Origin of the sequence: Paraburkholderia sp. BL17N1 (assembly GCF_003634175.1) — a bacterium.
GTDB lineage: Bacteria > Pseudomonadota > Gammaproteobacteria > Burkholderiales > Burkholderiaceae > Paraburkholderia.
In genome coordinates this window covers 715,867-736,676 of record NZ_RBIW01000002.1, presented here as the reverse complement: position 1 = coordinate 736,676, position 20,810 = coordinate 715,867, and the positions used below count along the sequence as shown (strand labels likewise).

Below are 20,810 nucleotides of genomic sequence, written 5' to 3'. Positions count from 1 at the left end.
GCTGCCGTGATCTGCCTTTGGCAGACCGCTTTTCCGAGTTCCGGCTTTCCAAGGACCCTTCGCATGTTCGAAAGACTGATTCGCTTTGCCATCGCGCACCGCTGGCTGGTCATGCTGGCCATGGCCGCCGTCGCGGGATGGGGCGTGTACAGCTATCAGAAGCTGCCCATCGACGCGGTGCCCGACATCACCAACGTTCAGGTGCAGATCAACACCGCGGCGCCGGGCTATTCGCCGCTCGAAGCCGAGCAACGCATCACGTATCCGGTGGAGACCGCGATGGCCGGCCTTCCGAATCTGGCGCAGACGCGCTCCATCTCCCGCTACGGCCTGTCTCAGGTTACGGTGATCTTCAAGGACGGTACCGACATCTATTTCGCGCGTCAGCTCGTCAACGAACGGATTCAGGAAGCCAGAGACAAGCTGCCGCCCGGCGCGACGCCGGCGATGGGACCGACCTCCACGGGTCTCGGCGAAATTTACCTTTGGACGGTGGAAGCCGACGCGTCGGCCGTCAAGCCCGACGGCACCCGCTATACGCCGGTGGATCTGCGCGAGCTTCAGGACTGGGTCGTCAAGCCGCAACTGCGCAATGTTCCAGGTGTCACCGAGGTGAATTCCATCGGCGGCTACGTGAAGGAGTTCCGGGTCGCGCCGAGTCCCGCCAAGCTCATGTCTCACGGCCTGACGCTTGCGGACGTGGTGCGCGCGATCGACCGCAACAACGCCAACGTCGGCGCGGGCTATATCGAAAAACGCGGCGAGCAGTATCTCGTGCGCGTGCCCGGTCAGGCTCGCTCGGTCGAAGACATCGCCAACGTCGTGATCACCAACGTCGGCGGCGTGCCGGTTCGCATCAAGGACGTCGGACAGGTGGATATCGGCCGTGAATTGCGCACGGGTGCCGCTACCTCGAACGGCGAAGAGGTCGTGCTCGGTACCGTATTCATGCTGATCGGGGAGAACAGCCGCACCGTCGCCAAGGCGGTCTCCGTCAAGATGGAGGACGTCAACCGCAGCTTGCCGCGAGGCGTGCGCGCGATTCCCGTGTACGACCGCACCGTGCTGGTTGAAAAAGCCGTGCAGACAGTGAAGAAGAACCTGCTCGAAGGCGCGGTGCTCGTGATCGTCGTGCTGTTCCTCTTTCTCGGCAATTTGCGCGCGGCGCTGATCACGGCGCTCGTCATTCCGCTGTCGATGCTGATGACCTTCACCGGCATGGTCAATGCGAAGGTGAGCGCGAACCTCATGAGTCTGGGCGCACTCGACTTCGGGATCATTGTCGACGGCGCGGTTGTGATTGTTGAAAACTGCGTGAGGCGGCTGGCTCACGCGCAGGCGCTCGCCGGCCGGCCGCTGAGCCGCGAGGAGCGTTTCGCCGAAGTCTTCGGCGCGTCGCAGGAAGCGCGGCGCGCGCTGATATTCGGTCAACTGATCATCATGGTGGTCTATTTGCCGATTTTCGCGCTCACCGGCGTCGAGGCGAAGATGTTTCACCCGATGGCGGTGACGGTCGTGATGGCGTTGGCCGCCGCGATGCTGTTGACGGTCACCTTCATCCCCGCCGCGGTGGCGTTGTTTATCGGCAAGCGCGTAGAAGAAAAGGAAAACGGTTTGATGGGTTGGGCTAGGCGCGGTTATGAGCCGCTGCTCAGCGCTTGCCTGGCGCGCCCGAAACGCGTGCTGGCGGGCGCGTTCCTGATCGTCACGCTGAGTATCGGCCTCGCGGCGCGCCTGGGCAGCGAGTTCATCCCGAGTCTGAACGAGGGCGACCTGGCCGTCGCTGCATTGCGCATTCCGGGTACGAGTCTGTCCCAATCGGTCGACATGCAAAAATCTATTGAGAAAACGTTGAAGCAACGGTTTCCGGAAATCGAGCGCGTCTTTGCCCGTACAGGGACAGCGGAAATCGCGGCGGATCCGATGCCGCCCAACCTGTCCGACGGCTACATCATGCTCAAGCCGACTGACAAATGGCCGGACCCGAACAAGTCGCGCGACACACTCGTTGCGGAGATCGAAGCCGTTCTTGCCGAATTGCCGGGGAACAGTTATGAATTTTCCCAGCCGATTCAACTCCGTTTCAACGAATTGATCTCTGGCGTGCGCAGCGATGTCGCGGTAAAACTCTTCGGTGACGACATGGTGGTGCTCAGCGACGGGGGCGAGAAGATCGCGGCGGCCTTGCAGAAAGTGCCGGGCGCCGCGGAGGTCAAGATCGAACAAACCAGCGGCTTGCCGGTTCTCACCATTAACGTGGACCGAGACAAGCTGGCGCGCTATGGCGTCACGGTAGGCGACATTCAGGACACGGTCGCTGCCGCGGTGGGCGGCCAGAAAACCGGCACGCTGTTTCAGGGCGACCGGCGTTTCGATATCGTCGTGCGCTTGCCGGACGAACTTCGCTCGGACATCGAAGCGATCAAGCGCTTGCCGATCGCGTTGCCGTTTGGCGTGGCGGCGGGCGGCAGCGTGCCGCTCGCGCAGGCGCCGTATGTGCCGCTCGCCGAACTGGCCACGGTCGATGTCGCGCCTGGTCCCAACCAGATCAGCCGCGAAGATGGCAAGCGGCGTGTGGTGGTGAGCGCGAATGTCCGTGGGCGCGATGTCGGCTCGTTCGTGGCGGACGCGCGCGAGCAGATCCGTCAGGATGTGCAGGTGCCTTCCGGTTACTGGCTGTCGTGGGGCGGCCAGTTCGAGCAGTTGCAAAGCGCGAGCGAGCGCCTGAAGCTGGTGGTGCCGCTTTCGCTCTTCATGGTGTTTGTTCTGCTGTTCATTATGTTCAATAATGCTAAGGATGGCTTGCTAGTCTTCACGGGTATTCCATTCGCACTGAGCGGCGGCGTGCTGTCGCTCTGGTTGCGGGGCATTCCACTGTCCATCACCGCTGCGGTGGGGTTCATCGCGCTGTCGGGTGTCGCAGTCCTTAACGGGCTCGTCATGATTTCCTTCATCCGGAACCTGCGCGATGAAGGCACGGCGCTGAACGCGGCCGTCCAGGAGGGCGCCTTGACACGGCTGCGGCCCGTGCTCATGACAGCACTCGTCGCGTCGCTCGGCTTTTTGCCGATGGCGTTCGCAACCGGCACGGGCTCGGAGGTGCAGCGTCCGTTGGCAACGGTGGTCATCGGCGGCATCCTGTCGTCCACGGCCTTGACATTGCTGGTCTTGCCCGTGCTGTACCGGTCGGCTCATTCGTCGTCATGGCGCGCCGCTGCATCGGGCTGGCTGGCGAAAACGTCGCCCGCTCAGCTGCTGCGGCGGCTGGGCATTTTTTCGAGGTAGCGGGAATGCGGATTCTGCTGGTGGAAGACGAGCCGAAGACCGGCGCCTATTTGCGAAAGGGCTTGTCGGAGGCGGGCTACGTTGTCGATTGGGCGCAAGACGGTGTGACGGGACAGCATCAGGCGGAGACGGAAGACTACGACCTGCTGATCCTCGACGTGATGTTGCCCGGACAGGACGGTTGGACGCTGCTGCAAAACCTGCGCCGCACACGGTGCACGGCGGTGCTGTTTCTCACTGCGCGCGACGACGTGGGAGACCGCGTCAAGGGACTGGAACTCGGCGCCGACGACTACCTTGCGAAGCCATTCGACTTCGTCGAACTGGTCGCGCGCGTGAGGTCTATCCTGCGGCGCGGCAAGCCACGCGAATCCGCGTTACTGAAGGTCGCGGATCTCGAACTGGATCTGACGCGGCGCAAGGCGACCCGGCAAAGCGACGTGATTCTGCTCACCGCCAAGGAATTCACGCTGCTGTGGCTGCTCATGCGCAAGGAAGGGGAAATCCTGCCACGCGCAACGATCGCGTCGCAAGTGTGGGACATGAACTTCAATAGCGATACGAACGTGGTCGATTCGGCAATCAGGCGGCTGCGCTCCAAGATCGACGACGCCTACGAACCCAAGCTCATTCACACCGTGAGAGGCATGGGCTATGTGCTGGAAAACCGGGGCAGCGGCAATTGATCAGGCGCGTGGTGCCGCGTACGCTGCGTGCAAGGCTCACGGTTCTCATCATCCTGTCCACGTCCGCGATCCTCGCGCTGAGCGGGCTTGCGCTATATCAGGCGCTGCGCGGCCGTCTCGAATCGAACTCGATCGAACAGATGTCCGGCACGATGGCGGCGTTACGCACGCATCTGGCGGGGCTTCCGACTGTGAAGGGCATCGCCGCCGATGCGCAGACGTTGACCGACCACCTGCATGGGCATCCGCACATGGCGCTTGCCATTTACGATGCAGCCGGCCAACGCCTGCTGAGCACGGCGGGGTTCAAGCCGTATGCGCCGCTTTCCGCAAGCGGGCTGAAGCGTGCGCGCGTGGCGCTCGCGCGCGCCGGTTCGAATCTTCGATATCTGCTGGAGAGCGCGGCGCTCAACGACGGCATCGGACCGCAAATGCGCGTCGTCGTTCAATACGATCGAACCAGTGATCAGGCTCTGTTGAACGCATACGCGTACACCGCGCTGGTCATTGAAGTGTTGGGTGTGCTTCTGGCCGCCGCGTTCGCCTACGGCATCGCCATGCTGGGTCTGCTCCCGCTGCGCAGGCTGGTGGCCAGGGCAGAGGCGATGTCGACGAGCGGCCTGGCGCAGCCGCTGCCGGAGTTGCATGTGTCGGGCGAGTTGAAGGAACTGGAGCAGGCCTTTAACGGCATGCTGGCGCGGCTCGACGAATCGTTCACCCGGCTGAGCCAGTTCTCCGCCAATCTGGCGCACGATATGCGCACGCCGCTCACCAATCTGCTCGCCGCGGCTCAGGTGGCATTGTCACAGCGTCGCAGCGCGGAAGATTACCGGGACGTGATCGAATCCAGCGTGGACGAGTATCAGCGGCTGTCGCGCATGATCGAAGACATGCTTTTCCTCGCGCGTGCCGATCAGGCCGACGCGCTGCTGTCCTTGCGTTCACTCGACGCGGTCGCGGAGGCCGAACGTGTCGCCGGCTACTACGAGACCGTGGCCGAAGACGTGCACGTCAAGATCAAGGTGACGGGCGAGGGCACGGTGCGTGCCGATCTGCTGCTCTTTCAACGCGCGCTCAGCAACCTGCTGTCGAACGCGCTCGTGCAGGCGCCGCAAGGGACCACCATTACCATCGACTGCAAGGAGGAGCCGGACGCGACCACGCTGAGCGTGTCGGACTCGGGAGCGGGAATCGAAGCTCGCCATCTCGAACGCATATTCGAGCGGTTCTATCGTGTGGACCCTTCGCGGCACGGTTCGGCATCGGGCACAGGGCTGGGTCTTGCCATCGTGAAGTCGATCATGAAGAGCCACGGAGGACAGTGCGGCTTCGAAAGTCGCCCGCATGTTCGCACCCGTTTCTGGCTGCGCTTTCCCAACCACGGTTGATCACCTTGCGGCGTGGCGGCGCGCCCGGCACGCAACGCCGTGCGCGAAGCGTGAGGGCGCGCCGTTCGTCGGCAACCGGCGTACGCATGCCGCCGGGCATCTTCTCCCGGCGGCACGTGCCGTTACTTCGCGGCGAGCTTGTCATGCTGGTCCAGAGAGGGCGACTTTTCACCGCCATGCAACGTAATGGCGTGTGTCTGCTTGTTGCGGGCAATCGTATTGGCGTCGGGCGGGTATTGCGTCTTGCTGGACGGAATCACGCCGGTGTGTTGCGCGTGAACCAGTTCCTGTTTCACCTCCGCGCGAGTCTTGCCTTGCGCCTGCGCAAGCTGCGAGGCCGTGCCGAATATCATCAGGGCGGCGACTGACAGAGTGAAGAGTTTTGCAGTGTTCATGGTGAAATCTCCTGAGTGACGACCGCCGTTTGGCGATTCGTGAGCTCAGTGTGAAGCGCCGGTGGTGTGCAATCGTGACCGAAACATGAGAAAAATGTCAGGACCCACGGCAGCGACGAAACGGCGGTCGCGCGGCCGCGCGCATGAGATTTTTGTCATATTGGCGTGATGCTGGCAGCGAGCTTCGCGGAGCAGGATGACGCATCTTTCTCCGAGAATGACGAGGCGGCGACATGCGCGCGTTACTGCAAAAATCCGCCTTGACGATGATTCTTGCCACAAGCCTCGCGGGATGTGCGAGCAGCGGTGGCGAGCCGGCGGTTGCCGTCCAGCCGCGAGCGTCCGCGCACAACGCGCCGACGGACCTGGCACCAGGCGAGCAGATCGACTACGCCGGCCACCGCTGCGGAAATCCGAATCTCCATGTGAAGACGCATCTGTGTCTTTTTCCGCGCCGATAGCGCCTGCGTGCCGACCTTCGCTTCGAGATGGGGCGGCCCAGCCACGCTTTATCCACATTCGGGAACAATCCTCTCCACGCACGGCCCTTATTCTCGAGCACCGACCTTTCTAGACTGTCATCACTGAATTGCGAACAGGGCTGTTCGTAGCAGAGCAAAGCAAAGTGTGGAGGTCGTCGTCATGAAGTCCCTTATTCAAGCCGTTGTGGTTGCCGCTGTCCTTGCAGCGCCGGTTGCGGTGTTTGCTCAATCGAACTCGCCTGTGACCCGTGCGCAGGTGCGTGCCGAGTTGCTGGAACTCGAACAGGCCGGCTATAACCCGGGCCGCGGGGAGGATCCGAACTATCCGGCCGATATTCAGGCTGCCGAAGCACGAGTGGCGGCACGCCATGCGGCGACCGGTTTTGGTGGTGCCGCGGGTGGTTTGTCGGAGGCGGGGCGCGCGCCCGTTCCCAGCGCGGATTGGAATGCGATGTACAACCATCCGTGACGCGTGAGCGGTGTGACCGTGCGTGGCGACCGGCGTCGTTGGTCGCCACTTGACATGCGCTCAGGCGTCCGACGCGATTTCCTCGTCGACCAGTTCGGCGATGTCGTGTACATCGACCGTGCAACCCAGCCGGTTTTTCACACCACGGCCCCATGCCTGCACGTGAACGCCCGGCGTCAGATAGGCGACGAGTTCGGCGGCGGCATGCGGCGGCATACGCAGCGACGTGCCGTCTTCCAGTAGCGCGCCGCGCAGTTCTCCTTTCGGTCCGTAGAGCGGCATGACCACTTCGCCTTGCACGTCCATCGGCTCGCCGTGGCGTTCGGGGCCGTGTTCATGTTTCGGACCATGTTCGTGCGCGTGTGGACCGTCGTCGACGATCTCGATGCCTTGCCGGCTCGTCAGCGAGACGGCGGCGATCAGTTCGGCGTCGCGCGGTTTCACGCCGCGCACGCGTACGGTGTCGCCGGGCGCGATGTGACGCGCGATCTGTTTGCCCAGATGAGGCGGGAAATGCACCTGCTGCTGCGTGCCGTCGGCGTGCTGAAGAATGAAACCGTCCGCGTCGCCGTGCGGATTGAGCAGGAACAGCACGACTTTGCCGCGCGTTTCGGGCAGGCAGGCGGGGTCGATCCAATGCATGGTGAAACTCCTTTATTCGAGTGATGAGTCGGGATTACCTGGGCGGGACGTCGTAAATCACCGTGAGATTGCCAGGCGTGCCGAAAGCGGTGGCCTGCAGCGATTCGCCATAGCGATTGCGCGTGCCGTAGCCTTGCGCCGCGATCGTCGCGCCCGGTTGCAGCAGGTTGGCGAAGCGCGCAGCCGCGGGCGGCGTCAGCTTGATCACCGTGCCGTCGGTGAGCAGCACGCCGTCGGGTTCGCCGCGCGGCGCGCTGGTGACGCGCAGCACGCGCCCGGTTGCATCGAGCTTGACGAGTCCTACGCCGGCGAGCAGCTTCGGCGGACGTTGGGTGTCGGCCGGCGGCGGTTGATCGACAACGCTGCGGCCGTTGTTCGCGTCGGCGATCTGACGGGCGCGCAGCGTTCCGCCGGGCTGCGCGAAGCCGTTCACGTTGACCGTCGCGCCCGGCGCGAAGGCGGCGGCCACTTGAGTGCCGATATGCGGAGGGAAGCGGACAAGCGTGTTGTCGGCGAGCAGCATGCCGTCGACGTCGCCTTCCGGGTTGATCACAAAACGCTGAAGCACGCCGCTCACGGTCGCGGGAGCGCCGTCGCGCGGAGCTTCAGCGAAGGGTGGCGGCAGCGGAGCGTTGGCGCTCGGCGCCGGCGGTGGCAGCGGCGCGCCTGGCTGCGGCGGCGGCACGGGTTGTGCCGCGCAAGCCGCTGTCGCGGCGATCACGCCGAGCACGGACGCCGCGCGGGCGATCGGGTTGAAACGGTTCATGGTCAGACTCCTTCGACAGCAATGTCGTGCAGGAGTCTTTGCAACCACCATGCCATGCCGCTATGCGTTGTGGCGTAAGGCTTTGCGCCACGGCGTCCGATTCAGGCTGTCGGCTGGCTGGACGCGGGGTGTCAGCCGGATGGACACCGGCAGGCGCATCACCCGAGCTTGTACGCGGCGATCTTCGTATAGAGCGACTGACGACTGATGCCGAGGCGGCGTGCGGCTTCCGCGCGATTGCCGCCGGTCTGCTGAAGCGCGCGTTCAATCGCGGCGCGCTCCAGCCATTCGATCGACTGCTGTAGCGGCAGATCGAGCAGCGCGGCCGGAATCCCGTTCGCGGCGGCACGCGGCGCGGTGAGAAAAGCCAGATCGTCGGCGGTCACGAGCGGGCCGCGGGCGAGTGCCGCGACACGCTCCATCGCGTTCTTCAACTCGCGTACGTTGCCCGGCCATGCGTGCGCGAGCAGGCGTCGTTCGGCATCGGCGCTCAGGGTCCGCACGGGACCGGCCAGGTTGGCGGCGGCGGTGAGAAAGTGCGCGGCCAGCGGGAGAATGTCATCGGGACGATCGCGCAACGGCGGCAGATGAATCGGAATCACGTTGAGCCGGTAGAACAGATCCTCGCGGAACGTCCGCGCTACCACTTCCTCCGCGAGGTCGCGGTGCGTTGCAGCCACGATCCTCCCGTCGATTGGCACACTCGTGTTGCTGCCGACTGGGGTCAGCGTCCGTTCCTGAATCACGCGTAGCAGCTTGGCTTGCATGGGCAACGGCAGGTCGCCGATCTCGTCGAGAAACAGCGTGCCGCCGTTCGCCTCGGCGATGCGCCCGGCGCGTTGCGTCACCGCGCCGGTGAAGGCGCCGCGCGCGTGGCCGAATAGTTCGCTCTCCAGAAGTTCAGCGGGAATCGCCGCGCAATTGATCGCGACGAACGGCGCATGGCGGCGCCGTGACGCGTCGTGCAGGACGCGCGCCGCGACCTCCTTGCCAGTGCCGGTTTCGCCCGTGATCAGAACAGTCGAATCCGTGGCGGCGGCGCGGCCGATCTGCTTTTGCGCGTCGCGCAGCGCCTCGCTGTTGCCGAGCAGGCGCGGCGTGCCGTCGCCGACGTCTTCGTTCGACGCCGGCCGCGCCGGATTCGCCGTGCCGCGATTGGACGCTTCGATCTTGCGCAGCAGGGACGCAATCGCATCGCGCCCGACCGGCTTGGTCAGGTGCTCGAAAGCGCCGAGCCGCATGGCGTGAATGGTGTTGTCGCTGGTGGCGAAGGCGGTCAGCACGACCACGGGCAGCGCCGCGCGCGCCGGCATCGCGCGCAGACGCTCAAGCACATCGATGCCGCTCAGGTCCGGCATCCTGATGTCGAGAAACATGCAATCGATGCGGGCGTCGCCGGCGAGCTGTGCAAGCGCTTGCTCGCCTGTGCCGGCCTGTTCGATCACATGGCCAAGGTCGCCGAGCGTTTCGGCGAGGCTTTCGCGAAAGGCGTCGTCGTCGTCGACGATCAGGATGTGCACCATGGGATCTCGATCACAAAACAGGCACCGCGCTCGCGCGCTTCATAAAAGGCTCGCCCGCCATGCGCGGCGGCGATTTCCCGTACTACGGCGAGGCCAAGCCCCGAACCGGCAGCGTGGCCGGTCACGAACGGTTCGAAAATGCGCTCGCGCTCGGCGTGCGGCACGCCGGGTCCGTCGTCGGTCACTTCGATTCGCAGCGTTTCGGCGTGCCGCGCCGCGTGCAACGTGACGTTGCCGCCGGATGGCGTATGACGTAAAGCGTTGAGGAGCAGATTATCGATGGCGCGCGCCAGTTGCTCCGCGTCGAAACATGCCTGGGCGGGAAGCGCTTCGGCGCACTCCAACGCGAGCGCGACACCGGCCCGTGCGGCTGCGTCGTGGTGCCATTCCACGCGCTCGGCCAGCCAACCGCGCAAGTCGACGGCGTGGGCGTCGACGCGCACAGGTTGTGTCAGCGCCAGCAGACCCGAAAGCTGCCGCTCCACCCGCTGAATCTGCTCGAGGATCGCGCCGAGCGCGCGCTGCTTGCGCTCGGCGTCGCCGTTCAGGGCATTTTCCGCCTTGAGCCGCATCGCGCCGATGGGGTTGCGGATTTCGTGCGCCATTTGCGCGGAGAACCGGCCGATCGCCGCGAACCGTTCCGCGGCCGCGAGTTGCGCATGCAGTTCGCCGGCCTGCTGCTGCAAGGAGGTGGCGCGCGCGCCGTAGGCGTTGAACGCGTGGACGATCTTGTCGAGGTCGGGCTCGCCGGTTGGTGCGATCGGTGTGAACAGGTCGGCGGGCCGGCTCAGGCCGGCCTCGATACGCGCCAGATTGGCGCGCCAGCGTCGCAGCAGAACGCCGAGCGCGATCGCGATACCCACGATCACCGCGAGCAGCACCGCGAGCGTGGTCACGAGTGCTTTGCCCGACGGCCCGAGCGGTGGATGCACGCGCGAAAGGGTCCATGCGAACAAACCATCCCGATGCGGCACCGGACAGGCGGTGACGATCACGGCGTCCTGCTGACCTTCGACGAATTCGGATGCCGCCGTATGCGTGGTGGATGCCGCGCGCAAGGTGCGCAGGATCAAGGGCGTCTCGGCATCGGGGATGTCGCGTTTGATGCCGCTGCCTTGATAGGTCGGAAACGCGTACGCGTCGAAGCTGCCGCGCGGCGCGCCTTGCGGGCGCCAGAAGCCGCCTTCCACGCCGTCCATCTGCGCGAGCACGATGTCGAGGATCGCGTGCATCAGGTCGGTGTTCGGCACGTTGGGCGGCGCCGGCTGCGTGGCGGCAGACTCCGCTGCCCGGTCGACGGACAGGTCGTAGCGCGATCCGATCGTCTCGCAGCCGGCCAGCCCCTGTTGACGGGCGACGCCGATCTGCCGTCCGAGATTCGCTTGCGCCATGAACCACACGATCCCGATCAGGGCGGCACACATCACTGCAACCAGCAGCCAGAAAACGATCAACTGACTGGCGAACGATAAACGTCGGGGAGCAGCGGCCATGAAGTGCGCGGAGAAGGACAGGAGCTAGACAGTAGCAAAATTCCGGCCCGTGGTGCTCGCGCCGACGGCGGGCGTCCGGCCGGATTGCAGGCCGGCCGGACGCGCGCTCGCGGTTGCGCCGTTGGACAGTCGCTGTCCATGAACCGGACAGCGCTGTGCGGCGTCGTGGAGCGCCGGCACGCACGCGCGGCGTTTGCGCGCCGATGGCATACGAGTTGCATCGGGCTGGCCGCCATCCCGGCACGCCTTGCCAGTGAGGTCGCCCGCATGTTGAAGCCGATACGCCCGAACCATTCGCCGCGCGACGCGCGCCGGCGGTCAACCGCGCAGAGTGCATCGTGAGCCCCCGGCGCGCGCTCGAGGCGCTGAACTTCTTCGTGGCCGATGTGCAAGCGGGCATCGGACCGTTTCTCGGCGTGTTCCTGCAGGCGCGCGGCTGGGGCGCCGATCAGATCGGCACGGTCATGACGATCGGCGGCATCGCGGGCATGCTGACGACGTCGCCGGCCGGGGCGCTGGTCGACGCGACGCGGCATAAACGCACTCTGGTCGTGATCGCCGGCCTGATGACGATGCTGGCGTCCGGCCTGCTGTGGATCTCGCACGGTTACTGGATGGTGGCGGCGTCGCAGGTGGCGACCGCGATCACCGGCGCGGCGATCGGCCCCGCCTTGGCGGGCATGACGCTCGGCATGGTCAGGCAGCAAGGTTTCGACCGGCAGTTCGGCCGCAATCAGGTCGCCAATCATGGCGGCAATGTCGTGGCGGCGGCGCTGTCCGGCTGGCTGGGCTGGCGCTACGGATTCGGCGCGGTGTTCGTCCTGAGCGCGTTGTTCGGCTTGCTGTCGATCGTCGCCGTTGCGTCGATTCCGGGCGACGCGATCGATCACGAGGCCGCGCGGGGCGCCGGTGCCGACGCTGACGCCGGCGCTGACGCTGACGCCGGCGCATCGGCCGCCGCTGGCGCGCGGCCGGCGAGCGGCTTGCGAGTGTTGTTGCAATCCCGCCCGTTGCTCCTGCTCGCCGCCGCGCTGGGCTTGTTCCACCTCGGCAACGCGGCGATGCTGCCGCTCTACGGGCTCGCGATCGTCGCCGCGCATCAAGGCGAGCCGAGCGCGTTCACCGCGCAGACCATCGTCATCGCGCAACTCGTGATGGTCGCGGCCGCCATGCTGGCGAACCGGCTGATTCGCTGGCGCGGCTACTGGTGGGTGATCCTGCTGACTTTCCTCGCGCTGCCGCTGCGCGGGCTGATCGCCGCGTCGGTGATTCACGCGTGGGGCGTGTGGCCGGTGCAAGCGCTGGACGGCATCGGCGCGGGTCTGCAGAGCGTCGCGGTGCCGGCGCTAGTGGTGCGTCTGCTGGAAGGCAGCGGGCGCGTGAACGTCGGCCAGGGCGTCGTGATGACGGTGCAGGGCGCCGGCGCGGCCTTGAGCCCGGCGTTGGGCGGAATTCTCGCGCACCGTTTCGGCTATCCCGCCGCGTTCATCGCGCTTGGCGCGGTGTCGACCGGTTCGTTGGCGTTGTGGCTGGGCTTCGGGGCGTCGCTCAGGCATGCGTGCGCGGCGCGTGAGGAAGCGGCGCGGGAGACGGCCGAGGCAACGTCCCCGATTTCGTGACGCCGATTCCCGGGCCGTTGGTATGCCGTTTGCTGTCAGCCGATGTTTCTATAGCAAGCGGTCACGCCTATGTCCCGAACCCCCGCTACTTGCCAGAGGTGGAGCGCCCGTGAGATCCGGGTATTGCACGAATTGCCGCGCGTACTGGTCGTCGACGACAACGTCGGCGCCGCCGAAGCGCTCGCCACCTATCTCTCCTATGAAGGCGTCGAAGCTCGCGCCGCCGACGGCTGCGAGCAGGCGCTGCGCTGCGTGCGGGACTGGGTGCCCGACGTGGTGGTGCTCGACATCATGATGCCGGAGCGCGACGGCTACGAAACCGCGAGCGCGCTACGCACCTATCTGCCGACGCAGAGTCTGGGCATTGTCGCGTTCACGTCGCTCGATGAGGATCACGTGAAGGAAACCGGCAAGGCACGTCACAATTTCGACGGCTATTGTCAAAAAGGCACGGCCCCGACGGCGTTGCTCGCGCTGATGCGCAAGCTTTGGCGGGAGTAGAAGCGGCGGATCGTCGCGCGCGCGACGCCGCGCCGTGACGTCAAGCCGGTTCGCTCTCCACCGGTTCCGCGACGATCTGCTTGAGAATCGCCTCCATCAAGCTGGGAAATCGGCTGTCCAGTTCCGCGCGCCGCAGCGAATTCTGATGCACGGTGCCGGCCACGCGCGTGCGCACGAGACCCGCTTCACGCAGGATCCGGAAGTGATGGGACACGCTCGACTTCGGGCGGCCGCCGTCGAGTTCGCCGCAGGTGGCCTCGTCGACCGACGCGAGGCGCCGCACGATCTCGAGGCGGACCGGGTCGCTGAGTGCATGAAAGAGCCGCCCGAGCGCGAAATCCTCGGCGGCGGGGTGGTTATAAGTGCGCATGCTGCAAATGATAAAGGTTTCTGCGATACTTCGTTATTCGATGTTTATCGAACTACCGTACAAGCAAGTCCAGAGGAGTTTAGCCTGATGTCCGCATTGTTCCAGCCCTACAAGCTCAAAGACGTTTCCCTGCGCAACCGGATCGCCATTCCGCCGATGTGCCAGTACACCGCCGAAGACGGCCTGATCAACGACTGGCACCGCATCCACCTGGCCGGTCTGGCGCGCGGCGGCGCGGGTCTGGTGATCGTCGAGGCGACGGCCGTGTCGCCGGAAGGCCGTATCACGCCGGGCTGCGCCGGTATCTGGACGGACGAGCAGGCACAGGCTTTCGCGCCGGTGGTGGCCTCGATCAAGGCTGCGGGCTCGGTGCCCGGCATCCAGATCGGCCACGCGGGCCGCAAGGCGAGCGCCAACCGTCCGTGGGAAGGCGACGATCACATCGCCGCCGACGACAGCCGCGGCTGGCCGACCATCGCGCCGTCGGCAATCGCATTCGGCGGCGGTCTGCCGAAGGTGCCGAAAGCCATGACGCTCGACGACATCGCGCGCGTTCGCGAGGATTTCGTTGCGGCCGCGAAGCGTGCGCGTGACGCAGGCTTCGAATGGCTCGAACTGCATTTTGCGCACGGCTATCTCGGCCAGAGCTTCTTCTCGACGCATTCCAACCAGCGCGACGACGCCTACGGCGGCAGCCTGGAGAACCGCAGCCGCTTCCTGCTCGAAACGCTGGCGGCGGTGCGCAAGGTGTGGCCGGAGCATCTGCCGTTGACGGCGCGTTTCGGCGTGATCGAGTACGACGGCCGCGACGAGGAAACGCTCGTCGAATCGATCGAACTGGCGAGGAATTTCAAGCGTGAGGGACTGGATATGCTGAGCGTCAGCGTCGGCTTCTCCACGCCGACGGCGGCGATTCCGTGGGCGCCGGCGTTTCTCGCGCCGATCGCCGAGCGCGTGCGCCGCGAGGCCGGGATTCCGGTTTCGTCGGCGTGGGGTATCGATACGCCCGAGCTGGCGGACCGTTCGGTGAAAGACGGGCAACTGGATCTGGTGATGGTCGGCCGCGCGCATCTGGCCGATCCGCACTGGCCGTATCATGCGGCGAAAAAGCTCGGCATCGAGCGTCCGTCGTGGACGTTGCCGGCGCCTTATGCGCATTGGCTGGAGCGCTATAAGGTCGCTTAAGCGACCGAGTTGGCGCATCGTGTCTGTTGCGCAAATTGTGCCGCCTGCGCCGCCGCTTTATGCGGCGGGTCAGGCGGCACATTTCATTCCGCCTGCAGGTTAGCGCGTGGTGTAGCCGTTAAAAATCATGGTGCATCAAAAATATCGTTTCAGCGTTGGAAAATGAGTCGCTAAATCGTTTCATGTCGCGTGAAATGAACTATGCTTGAAACGAACATCGGCTCATTTAGGGTTTCATGATGACTTCATCTGACGAGCAGCAACCGGCTCAGCAGGGCTACAGAAGCGGCGAAGCAGCGCGTCTGGCCAAGATGCCGGTTACGACCTTGCGGATATGGGAGCGCCGTTACGGCGTGGTCGGGCCCGCCAAAACCGCGTCAGGCCAGCGTCTGTACACGGAAGACGACGTCCGGCGACTCAGTCTGATCAAACTGCTCGTGAGCCGCGGCCACGCGATCGGCGCGATCGCGCGGCTCGATCGCGAGCAATTGCAGTTTCTGGCGGCGCGCGGCGGACGCGAGAGCGGCGGCGCAACCGACCTGCCGCTGGTCGAGTCCGTCGATCTCAGGCTCGCCCTCGTGGGCGGCAGCCTTGCGCAGCGTTTTCGGGCGTCGGGCGTCGATTTGCGGCCCTATGGCGTGAACGAACTCCTCACGTTTGCCGATCTCTCCATCGCCGTGGCCAGTGGCGGCACGAGCGCCGAGCGCGGCGCGCCGATCGACGCCTTGCTGGTCAGCGTCGACTCCCTGCAAGAGGACGTCGCGTCGCAGGTCGTCGCGCTCGGCGACGCGGTTCGCGCAAAAGCGATCGCGGTCGTCTACAGCTTCGGCACGGACCCGGCGGCGGAGATTCTGCGCGTGGCGGGCGTGCGTCTTTATCGCGAGCCCGACAGCCGCACCGAATTCCGTCAGATGCTCGGCGACCTGTGCGAACGCGTCCGCATTCAGGAACGCATCGGCGACGACGCCGTGTGGTCGCGCGTGCGCCGTCGCTACGACGACCGCGAGCTGGAAGTGATTGCGAGCCGTTCTTCGACGATCGCGTGCGAATGTCCGCGTCACCTCGCGGAACTGGTCATGAAGCTGTCGGCGTTCGAGCGCTACAGCGACGCGTGCACGTCGCGCTCTGCGCAGGACGCCGCGCTGCACCGCTATCTGGGCGACGTCAGCAATCGGGCTTGCGCGATGGTCGAGGCGGCGCTTGAGCGTGTCGCGCGGGAAGAAGGCTGGTTTGCCGGATCGCAGTCGCCGCAGGCCGGTCAGGAATAACGCGCGCGCACCGTCCCGGAGGATGTGCAATGTCACATGATGCTTCGACCGACGCGACCATCAGCGCGTCCGCACTGGATCAGAAGAGCGCGTATCTCGCGGCGCTCCTCGAACGTGTTTCGAGGCACGAGGCCGGCGCGTTCGAGGCGCTGTACCGGGCGTCGGCGCCGTCGCTGTTCGGCCTTGCGGTGCGTGTCACCCGCACCAGCGAATCGGCCGAAGAAGTCGTGCAGGAAGGCTTCGTCAAGATCTGGCGCTTCGCCGGATCGTACGACCCGGGCAAGGCTTCGCCGTCCACGTGGATGTCGACCATCGTGAAGAATCAGGCGCTCGATTATTTGCGGCGCAATCCGTACTCCGGCGTATATGTTGACGAGCTGGACGAACGCATTGCCGCAAGCGACGCCGACGTGAACGTCTGGCAGGAGTTCGCGCTGGATGCCGAGCGTCTGTCCTCCTATCTAGGCCAGTTGGCGCCGGTTCAGCGCCAGGCGATCGCGCTTGCCTATTTCCGGGGTCAGTCGCAATCGGAGATCGCGCATACGCTCGATGCCCCGGTCGGCACGGTGAAAAGCTGGATCAAACGCGGACTGGAGTCGCTGCGTGCCATGGCCGATGCAAGACCGGCGCCGCATCACGGCGGCCTATATTGAGCCGCTTGCCGCTTGCCGCTTGCCGCTTGCCGCTTGCCGCTTGCCGCTTGCCGTTAGCCACACGGCGTCCCATCGCGTTGCGCATTGGCTGCGGCTTGCCTTGCAGGGTCACCGATGGATCGCCCGCTTGCCGCGCGACCGAGGTCACGCACCCTGCCCAAACGGAATCAACGCGGTTGCGGAACAGCCCTTGCTGCAAGGTTTCTTCATTGACCTGACACGGAGGCTTGACGCATGAACCCTTATATCGTCGCTCACATGATGTCCTCGCTCGACGGCCGCAGCCTGACGGACGGCTGGCATCTCGACTACGCCTCGGACCTGTACGAAAGCACCGCAGCCAATTTCGAAGCCGACGGCTGGATCTGCGGACGCGTCACCATGCAAGAAATTGCGCATGGCACGGATTATCCGAAAGGGCTCGCCAAGGGCGCCGTGCCGCGCACCGATCACTTCGTCGAACGCAAAGCGGATCAGTACGCGATCTCAATCGATCCGCAGGGCCGCGTGGCGTGGAAGAGCAACACCGCGCTCAAGTCGCACGTGGTCGAAGTGCTGACCGAACAGGCTGCCGACGACTACCTCGCTCACCTGCAATCGATCGGCGTGTCGTACATATTCGGCGGCAAGACCGAACTCGATCTCGGCAAGGTCGTGCAAACGCTGGCGCGTGAACTCGGTGTAAAAAAGCTGATCGTGGAGGGCGGTTCGCACGTGAGCGGCGCGTTCGTGAACGCGGGCCTCGTCGACGAAGTGAGCGTGCTGATTTTGCCGCTGGTGGATGGCCGCAGCGAACATCCTTCCTCGTTCGAAGTGGCAATGGAGAAGTGGCAAGCGCCCGCGTATCTGAAGCTCACGTCCGTTGAGCAGAAGGACCACGGTGCGGTGTGGCTGCGTTATACGAAGACCTGAAAGCAAACGGCAGAGTCGGATCGAATTCCGACTCTGCCGCGCGCTGTTCACGCTGTTCACGACCGCTGCGATTCAACCAACTGGCGACGGGTTATCAGCCTTTGACGTGCTCCGTCGAGAGCCAGCCGCCGCTTACGCCGATCTCGCCAATCTGCTTGGCCACCGCATCGGCGAGGTGCTTCGCGTCGGCTGACACGCCGGCGCGTTTCTTTTCAGATACGGCATGTAGACCGCCACCGACTGCCGCCGAGGTCGCGATACTGCCGGCCGCCGCGCCCACGCCCGCAGTCTCGACCATGCCCGGCGCCTTGCCGCTGTCGGCGTTGGCGGTGAAGGTCTGCACCAGACGCGGCGCGCCGCCGGCGGGCTTATACAGAATCTGCACGGAACTGCTCACCTGGCTCTTGCCCGCACCGAGGCCGATCAACAGGCGGCGCCGGCGGTTGCCCGAGTCGATCGTATCGAAGCTGCCTTGCACGAGCAGCACATTCTGGTCGGCGGGCGCGGGGACGTCCGAGCGGATCGCGCGCAGACCCATCGACTGCAATTGATGCACGATTTCGTCGGCAACCTGCTCGCGGACTTCGGCGGCATCAGTGGCCTGCTTTTGCGCGGCGGACGAACCTTCGAGCTGCGTCTTCAGTTTCTGCATCATGCCGCCGTCCAGTTTGACCTGGTCCGGATTGGCGTCGAAGGTGTACACATAGATGTTGTCCGGGCGCACCTGGACCGGCGCGCTCGCCGCGCTTGCATCCTTGATGCTGCCGCCGGCGCAACCGGTCAGCAGTACGCTGCAGCAGACCATCGCCACGCAGGCCAGACGGGCGGCATTTTTTCTGAGGAATTTCATTGAAGTAGGCAACATTGTTGATCCTGTCGTCGGCACGCGGTGCCGGAATGTTCGAACGTTCTCTCGATGATCGGGCAACCGTAGGATCGTTGATCATCGGCGAACGTCTCGCACGTGAAGCACCCTTGATCTCATGCGTTTTGTTTCTTACGCACCGGCAGCGAAACGAAGTATGGGCGCGTGACTTCCCGAACTCCATTCAACAATTATTTCGTCCTATGTCATGGCGCGGAGCGGTGTCGCGTGAGGCTTTCGCGTGTCGTGAAAGTCAGCGAAGTCAGCGGACGTGACGGGAAAAGGGAGGATGTGCGGATGAGGATCGGCCGCGCCAGCAAGTGGCGTGGGGTCGCCCAACGGCGAGTGCTACGCCGTGCTTATTCGGCCATCAACTCAAGGCAAGCTTGATGATGCAGCCAAGGACAAAAACCAGTAGAACGGCGGCAACGGCCATGTTCAGCGGGTAGCGCATTCTTCACCAGAGCACGAGTGTTGCGGTGCTCATATCCTAATCACCTGACGGACGATGAGAAGTGGTCAGTGAAGCGGCAATGTGGGAAAGCTAACGCAGGATGCTGAATGGTTAGACCGGGTCCAGGCGGGAGCGCTTCCAATCGTCAGGCGAAAAAACGGCCGCGCCTGACACGCACTGGCTTGCCTGTCGAGCGATCACTCAGCTAGAGAGAGACGCAGCGGCGAAGCGCGCCTTAAACCGATCACATCGTTCATGCGCGGCGTCACAGCGAGACTTGCACCACGACGCCGTCGCGCGCATTACTGCGCCTGAGCCGGCGGCGGCATCCCGCCTGGCGCGCCGTGCGGCGCCTTGTTCGCAGCGGCGAGGTCCTCCGACAGACTGGTGCGCAGCGTCGCGATCGCCTGGTCGGGATTAGCGGGCTTCAACTGCTCGCGAGCCAGCGAGTCGTACACGTAATGACGCAGCATCGGATCTTGCGTTTTGTTCAACACGTCGTGATACACGGCGATGATTTCACCTTCATGTCCGCTCATGGCGTAAAGGCGGCGCAACTGCTCCAGATCGTTGATCACGGCGAAGCCGGGGCCCATCGGACCCATCCGGCCAAGCGGCGGCGGCCCGTCGCCGTGCTGCGGCTCGCCGTGCGACCGAGCGGCCGCGGGCGGTGGCGCTTCCTGGGCAAACGCGGCCGTCGCGGCCAGAGTCAGAACGGCGCTCAGCGCCGCGCTCAAGATTGATTTTTTCATGAACTCGCTCCCATCGAGACAAGGCCGGCGCTACGGTGCGCCGGCACATGAGCAACGATAAGCGACATGCCAATTCGTAGGGTTACTGAAGCCGCCGCGTAACTTACCGCGCCTTCCATGTTGCGCGGCCGGTGGCCGGCTAGGTCCGTCGACGGCGCCGCGTGAGCCAGGGTGTGCCCGCTGGCGCATTGTTTCCGGATGGCGCATGATTGAACGATGTGCCGTCCGACCCCAGAACCCGCCCGTTCCCACGGACGCACGGCACACGCCACGCCGCCAGTGCATGCGTCACGCAGACATAACGCGGCGATGCACCGCCGGCGAGTATTCAACCGTTAAGGAGGATTTCGCATGGACCGACCTGACGCCGCCAATCCGTTTGGCGATTTCACCAAAATGCTGGAGCAGTTCAAGCTCCCCGGCTTTGACGTACCCGCCATCATGGAAGCGCGACGCAAGGACGTGGAAGCACTGGTTCAGGCGAATCAGACTGCTTTCCAGGGGATGCAGTCGCTTGCGCAGAAACAGGCCGACATGTTGCGCTCGACCTTGGGCGAATTGCAGTCGCTGACGGGGCAGTTGTCAGCCGGCGGCGCCGCGCCTTCGGGCAAAGCTGCGGAGTTGATCCAGCAAAGTCTGCACAAGTCGCTTGCCGATATGCAGCAACTGGCGCAAGCCGCGTATCAGACGCAAGCCGAGTCGTATGCGGTGATCGCAAAACGCGTAGAAGAAAACGTGCAGGAGCTTAAATCGCTTTTGCAGCAGCAGAAAAAGTAACGAACGCTGATGCGTTGAACGCTGACGCGTCACGTTCGAATCACCGATGCCGCAGATGACCTTCGAGTTATCCGCGGCATTTTTTTGTTCTGGAAGTCACGGCCAAAGCATCGATTATCTGGTCATACAAAAAACCTTTTAAGGCCTTGTATTGTCGGACAAAAAGCCGCATTTTCTTCGATCTTTTCAGCGTCCTCTTACATTCATCGCGCAACGCTGCGCGCATCAATTTTTTTCTGCTTCGACCTTCGGCCGCACGTTTCATTGTTCGCTTTAAACGAGCCGCGACGCAGAAATGCGCGCTGAAGCGCCGCCCCTTCGTGAT

The 20,810-nt window shown here is 64.4% G+C and carries 20 protein-coding genes; 11 read left to right on the top strand and 9 right to left on the bottom strand.

Features of this window, described 5'->3' with window-relative positions:
* The first annotated feature begins 63 nt into the window (after positions 1-63).
* Genes B0G82_RS23160 through B0G82_RS23150 form a run of 3 tightly spaced genes read left to right on the top strand, consistent with a single transcriptional unit; the run spans position 64 to position 5,359 of the window.
* Positions 64-3,285 (top strand): CusA/CzcA family heavy metal efflux RND transporter, encoded by a 3,222-nt coding sequence (locus B0G82_RS23160; protein WP_121309174.1) that lies wholly within the window; start codon positions 64-66, stop codon positions 3,283-3,285.
* Between the two features lie 5 nt (positions 3,286-3,290).
* Positions 3,291-3,971 (top strand): heavy metal response regulator transcription factor IrlR, encoded by a 681-nt coding sequence (gene irlR, locus B0G82_RS23155; RefSeq protein WP_121309173.1) that lies wholly within the window; start codon positions 3,291-3,293, stop codon positions 3,969-3,971.
* Positions 3,968-5,359: a heavy metal sensor histidine kinase gene (locus B0G82_RS23150; protein ID WP_116145865.1), complete on the top strand. Its 1,392-nt coding sequence runs from the start codon at positions 3,968-3,970 to the stop codon at positions 5,357-5,359. Before irlR ends, B0G82_RS23150 begins: the two co-directional genes overlap by 4 nt.
* Positions 5,360-5,481: 122 nt before the next feature.
* On the opposite strand, the gene B0G82_RS23145 is transcribed toward B0G82_RS23150, so the two are convergent.
* Together B0G82_RS23145 and B0G82_RS40305 are read right to left on the bottom strand one after the other, a co-directional pair.
* On the bottom strand, positions 5,482-5,754 hold the full coding sequence (locus B0G82_RS23145; RefSeq protein WP_121309172.1) for a DUF4148 domain-containing protein: 273 nt from the start codon (positions 5,752-5,754) through the stop codon (positions 5,482-5,484).
* A gap of 242 nt (positions 5,755-5,996) precedes the next feature.
* Complete coding sequence (locus B0G82_RS40305; RefSeq protein ID WP_206751622.1) at positions 5,997-6,260, bottom strand: hypothetical protein; 264 nt, start codon at positions 6,258-6,260, stop codon at positions 5,997-5,999.
* 136 nt (positions 6,261-6,396) lie between these two features.
* Between B0G82_RS40305 and B0G82_RS23135 the strand changes: the two genes are divergently transcribed.
* A complete protein-coding gene (locus tag B0G82_RS23135; protein ID WP_121309170.1) occupies positions 6,397-6,705 on the top strand; it encodes a DUF4148 domain-containing protein in 309 nt (102 codons plus the stop codon).
* A 60-nt stretch (positions 6,706-6,765) separates the two neighbouring features.
* Here the strand turns inward: B0G82_RS23135 and B0G82_RS23130 are convergent, their stop codons facing one another.
* From B0G82_RS23130 to B0G82_RS23115, 4 genes are all read right to left on the bottom strand, one after another.
* A complete protein-coding gene (locus tag B0G82_RS23130; RefSeq protein ID WP_121309169.1) occupies positions 6,766-7,347 on the bottom strand; it encodes a hypothetical protein in 582 nt (193 codons plus the stop codon).
* A gap of 34 nt (positions 7,348-7,381) precedes the next feature.
* Positions 7,382-8,113 carry a hypothetical protein gene (locus B0G82_RS23125; protein ID WP_121309168.1) on the bottom strand — a complete coding sequence of 244 codons (732 nt, stop codon included), beginning with the start codon at positions 8,111-8,113 and terminating at the stop codon, positions 7,382-7,384.
* A 158-nt stretch (positions 8,114-8,271) separates the two neighbouring features.
* Positions 8,272-9,636 (bottom strand): sigma-54 dependent transcriptional regulator, encoded by a 1,365-nt coding sequence (locus B0G82_RS23120; protein ID WP_121309167.1) that lies wholly within the window; start codon positions 9,634-9,636, stop codon positions 8,272-8,274.
* A complete protein-coding gene (locus tag B0G82_RS23115) occupies positions 9,621-11,129 on the bottom strand; it encodes a HAMP domain-containing sensor histidine kinase (RefSeq protein WP_121309166.1) in 1,509 nt (502 codons plus the stop codon). The genes B0G82_RS23120 and B0G82_RS23115 overlap by 16 nt, the downstream gene beginning before the upstream one ends.
* A 338-nt stretch (positions 11,130-11,467) precedes the next feature.
* On the opposite strand from B0G82_RS23115, the gene B0G82_RS23105 reads away from it, so the two are divergent.
* Together B0G82_RS23105 and B0G82_RS23100 are read left to right on the top strand one after the other, a co-directional pair.
* Positions 11,468-12,748 (top strand): MFS transporter, encoded by a 1,281-nt coding sequence (locus B0G82_RS23105; RefSeq protein ID WP_121309164.1) that lies wholly within the window; start codon positions 11,468-11,470, stop codon positions 12,746-12,748.
* Positions 12,749-12,817: 69 nt separating this feature from the next.
* Positions 12,818-13,249 (top strand): response regulator, encoded by a 432-nt coding sequence (locus B0G82_RS23100; RefSeq protein WP_199730158.1) that lies wholly within the window; start codon positions 12,818-12,820, stop codon positions 13,247-13,249.
* A 40-nt stretch (positions 13,250-13,289) separates the two neighbouring features.
* Here the strand turns inward: B0G82_RS23100 and B0G82_RS23095 are convergent, their stop codons facing one another.
* Positions 13,290-13,619, bottom strand: coding sequence for a helix-turn-helix domain-containing protein (locus B0G82_RS23095; RefSeq protein ID WP_121309163.1), 330 nt, complete (start codon positions 13,617-13,619; stop codon positions 13,290-13,292).
* Positions 13,620-13,706: 87 nt separating this feature from the next.
* Here B0G82_RS23095 and B0G82_RS23090 point away from each other — a divergent pair, with 87 nt between their 5' ends.
* The 4 genes from B0G82_RS23090 (at position 13,707) to B0G82_RS23070 (ending at position 17,637) form a co-directional block, all read left to right on the top strand.
* On the top strand, positions 13,707-14,804 hold the full coding sequence (locus B0G82_RS23090; protein ID WP_121309162.1) for an NADH:flavin oxidoreductase/NADH oxidase: 1,098 nt from the start codon (positions 13,707-13,709) through the stop codon (positions 14,802-14,804).
* A gap of 236 nt (positions 14,805-15,040) precedes the next feature.
* Complete coding sequence (locus B0G82_RS23085; RefSeq protein ID WP_116145849.1) at positions 15,041-16,072, top strand: MerR family transcriptional regulator; 1,032 nt, start codon at positions 15,041-15,043, stop codon at positions 16,070-16,072.
* 29 nt (positions 16,073-16,101) lie between these two features.
* On the top strand, positions 16,102-16,725 hold the full coding sequence (locus B0G82_RS23080) for a sigma-70 family RNA polymerase sigma factor (RefSeq protein WP_116145847.1): 624 nt from the start codon (positions 16,102-16,104) through the stop codon (positions 16,723-16,725).
* 234 nt (positions 16,726-16,959) lie between these two features.
* Entirely contained in the window at positions 16,960-17,637 is a 678-nt protein-coding gene (locus B0G82_RS23070) for a dihydrofolate reductase family protein (protein ID WP_121309160.1), read from the top strand.
* A gap of 94 nt (positions 17,638-17,731) precedes the next feature.
* On the opposite strand, the gene B0G82_RS23065 is transcribed toward B0G82_RS23070, so the two are convergent.
* The gene (locus tag B0G82_RS23065) at positions 17,732-18,499 is read right to left on the bottom strand and encodes a DUF4410 domain-containing protein (protein ID WP_121310788.1); all 768 of its coding nucleotides are present in this window, start codon (positions 18,497-18,499) and stop codon (positions 17,732-17,734) included.
* 759 nt (positions 18,500-19,258) lie between these two features.
* Positions 19,259-19,708 (bottom strand): hypothetical protein, encoded by a 450-nt coding sequence (locus B0G82_RS23060; protein WP_121309159.1) that lies wholly within the window; start codon positions 19,706-19,708, stop codon positions 19,259-19,261.
* 351 nt (positions 19,709-20,059) lie between these two features.
* Here B0G82_RS23060 and B0G82_RS23055 point away from each other — a divergent pair, with 351 nt between their 5' ends.
* Positions 20,060-20,485: a phasin family protein gene (locus B0G82_RS23055; RefSeq protein WP_106277025.1), complete on the top strand. Its 426-nt coding sequence runs from the start codon at positions 20,060-20,062 to the stop codon at positions 20,483-20,485.
* Positions 20,486-20,810: the final 325 nt, after the last annotated feature.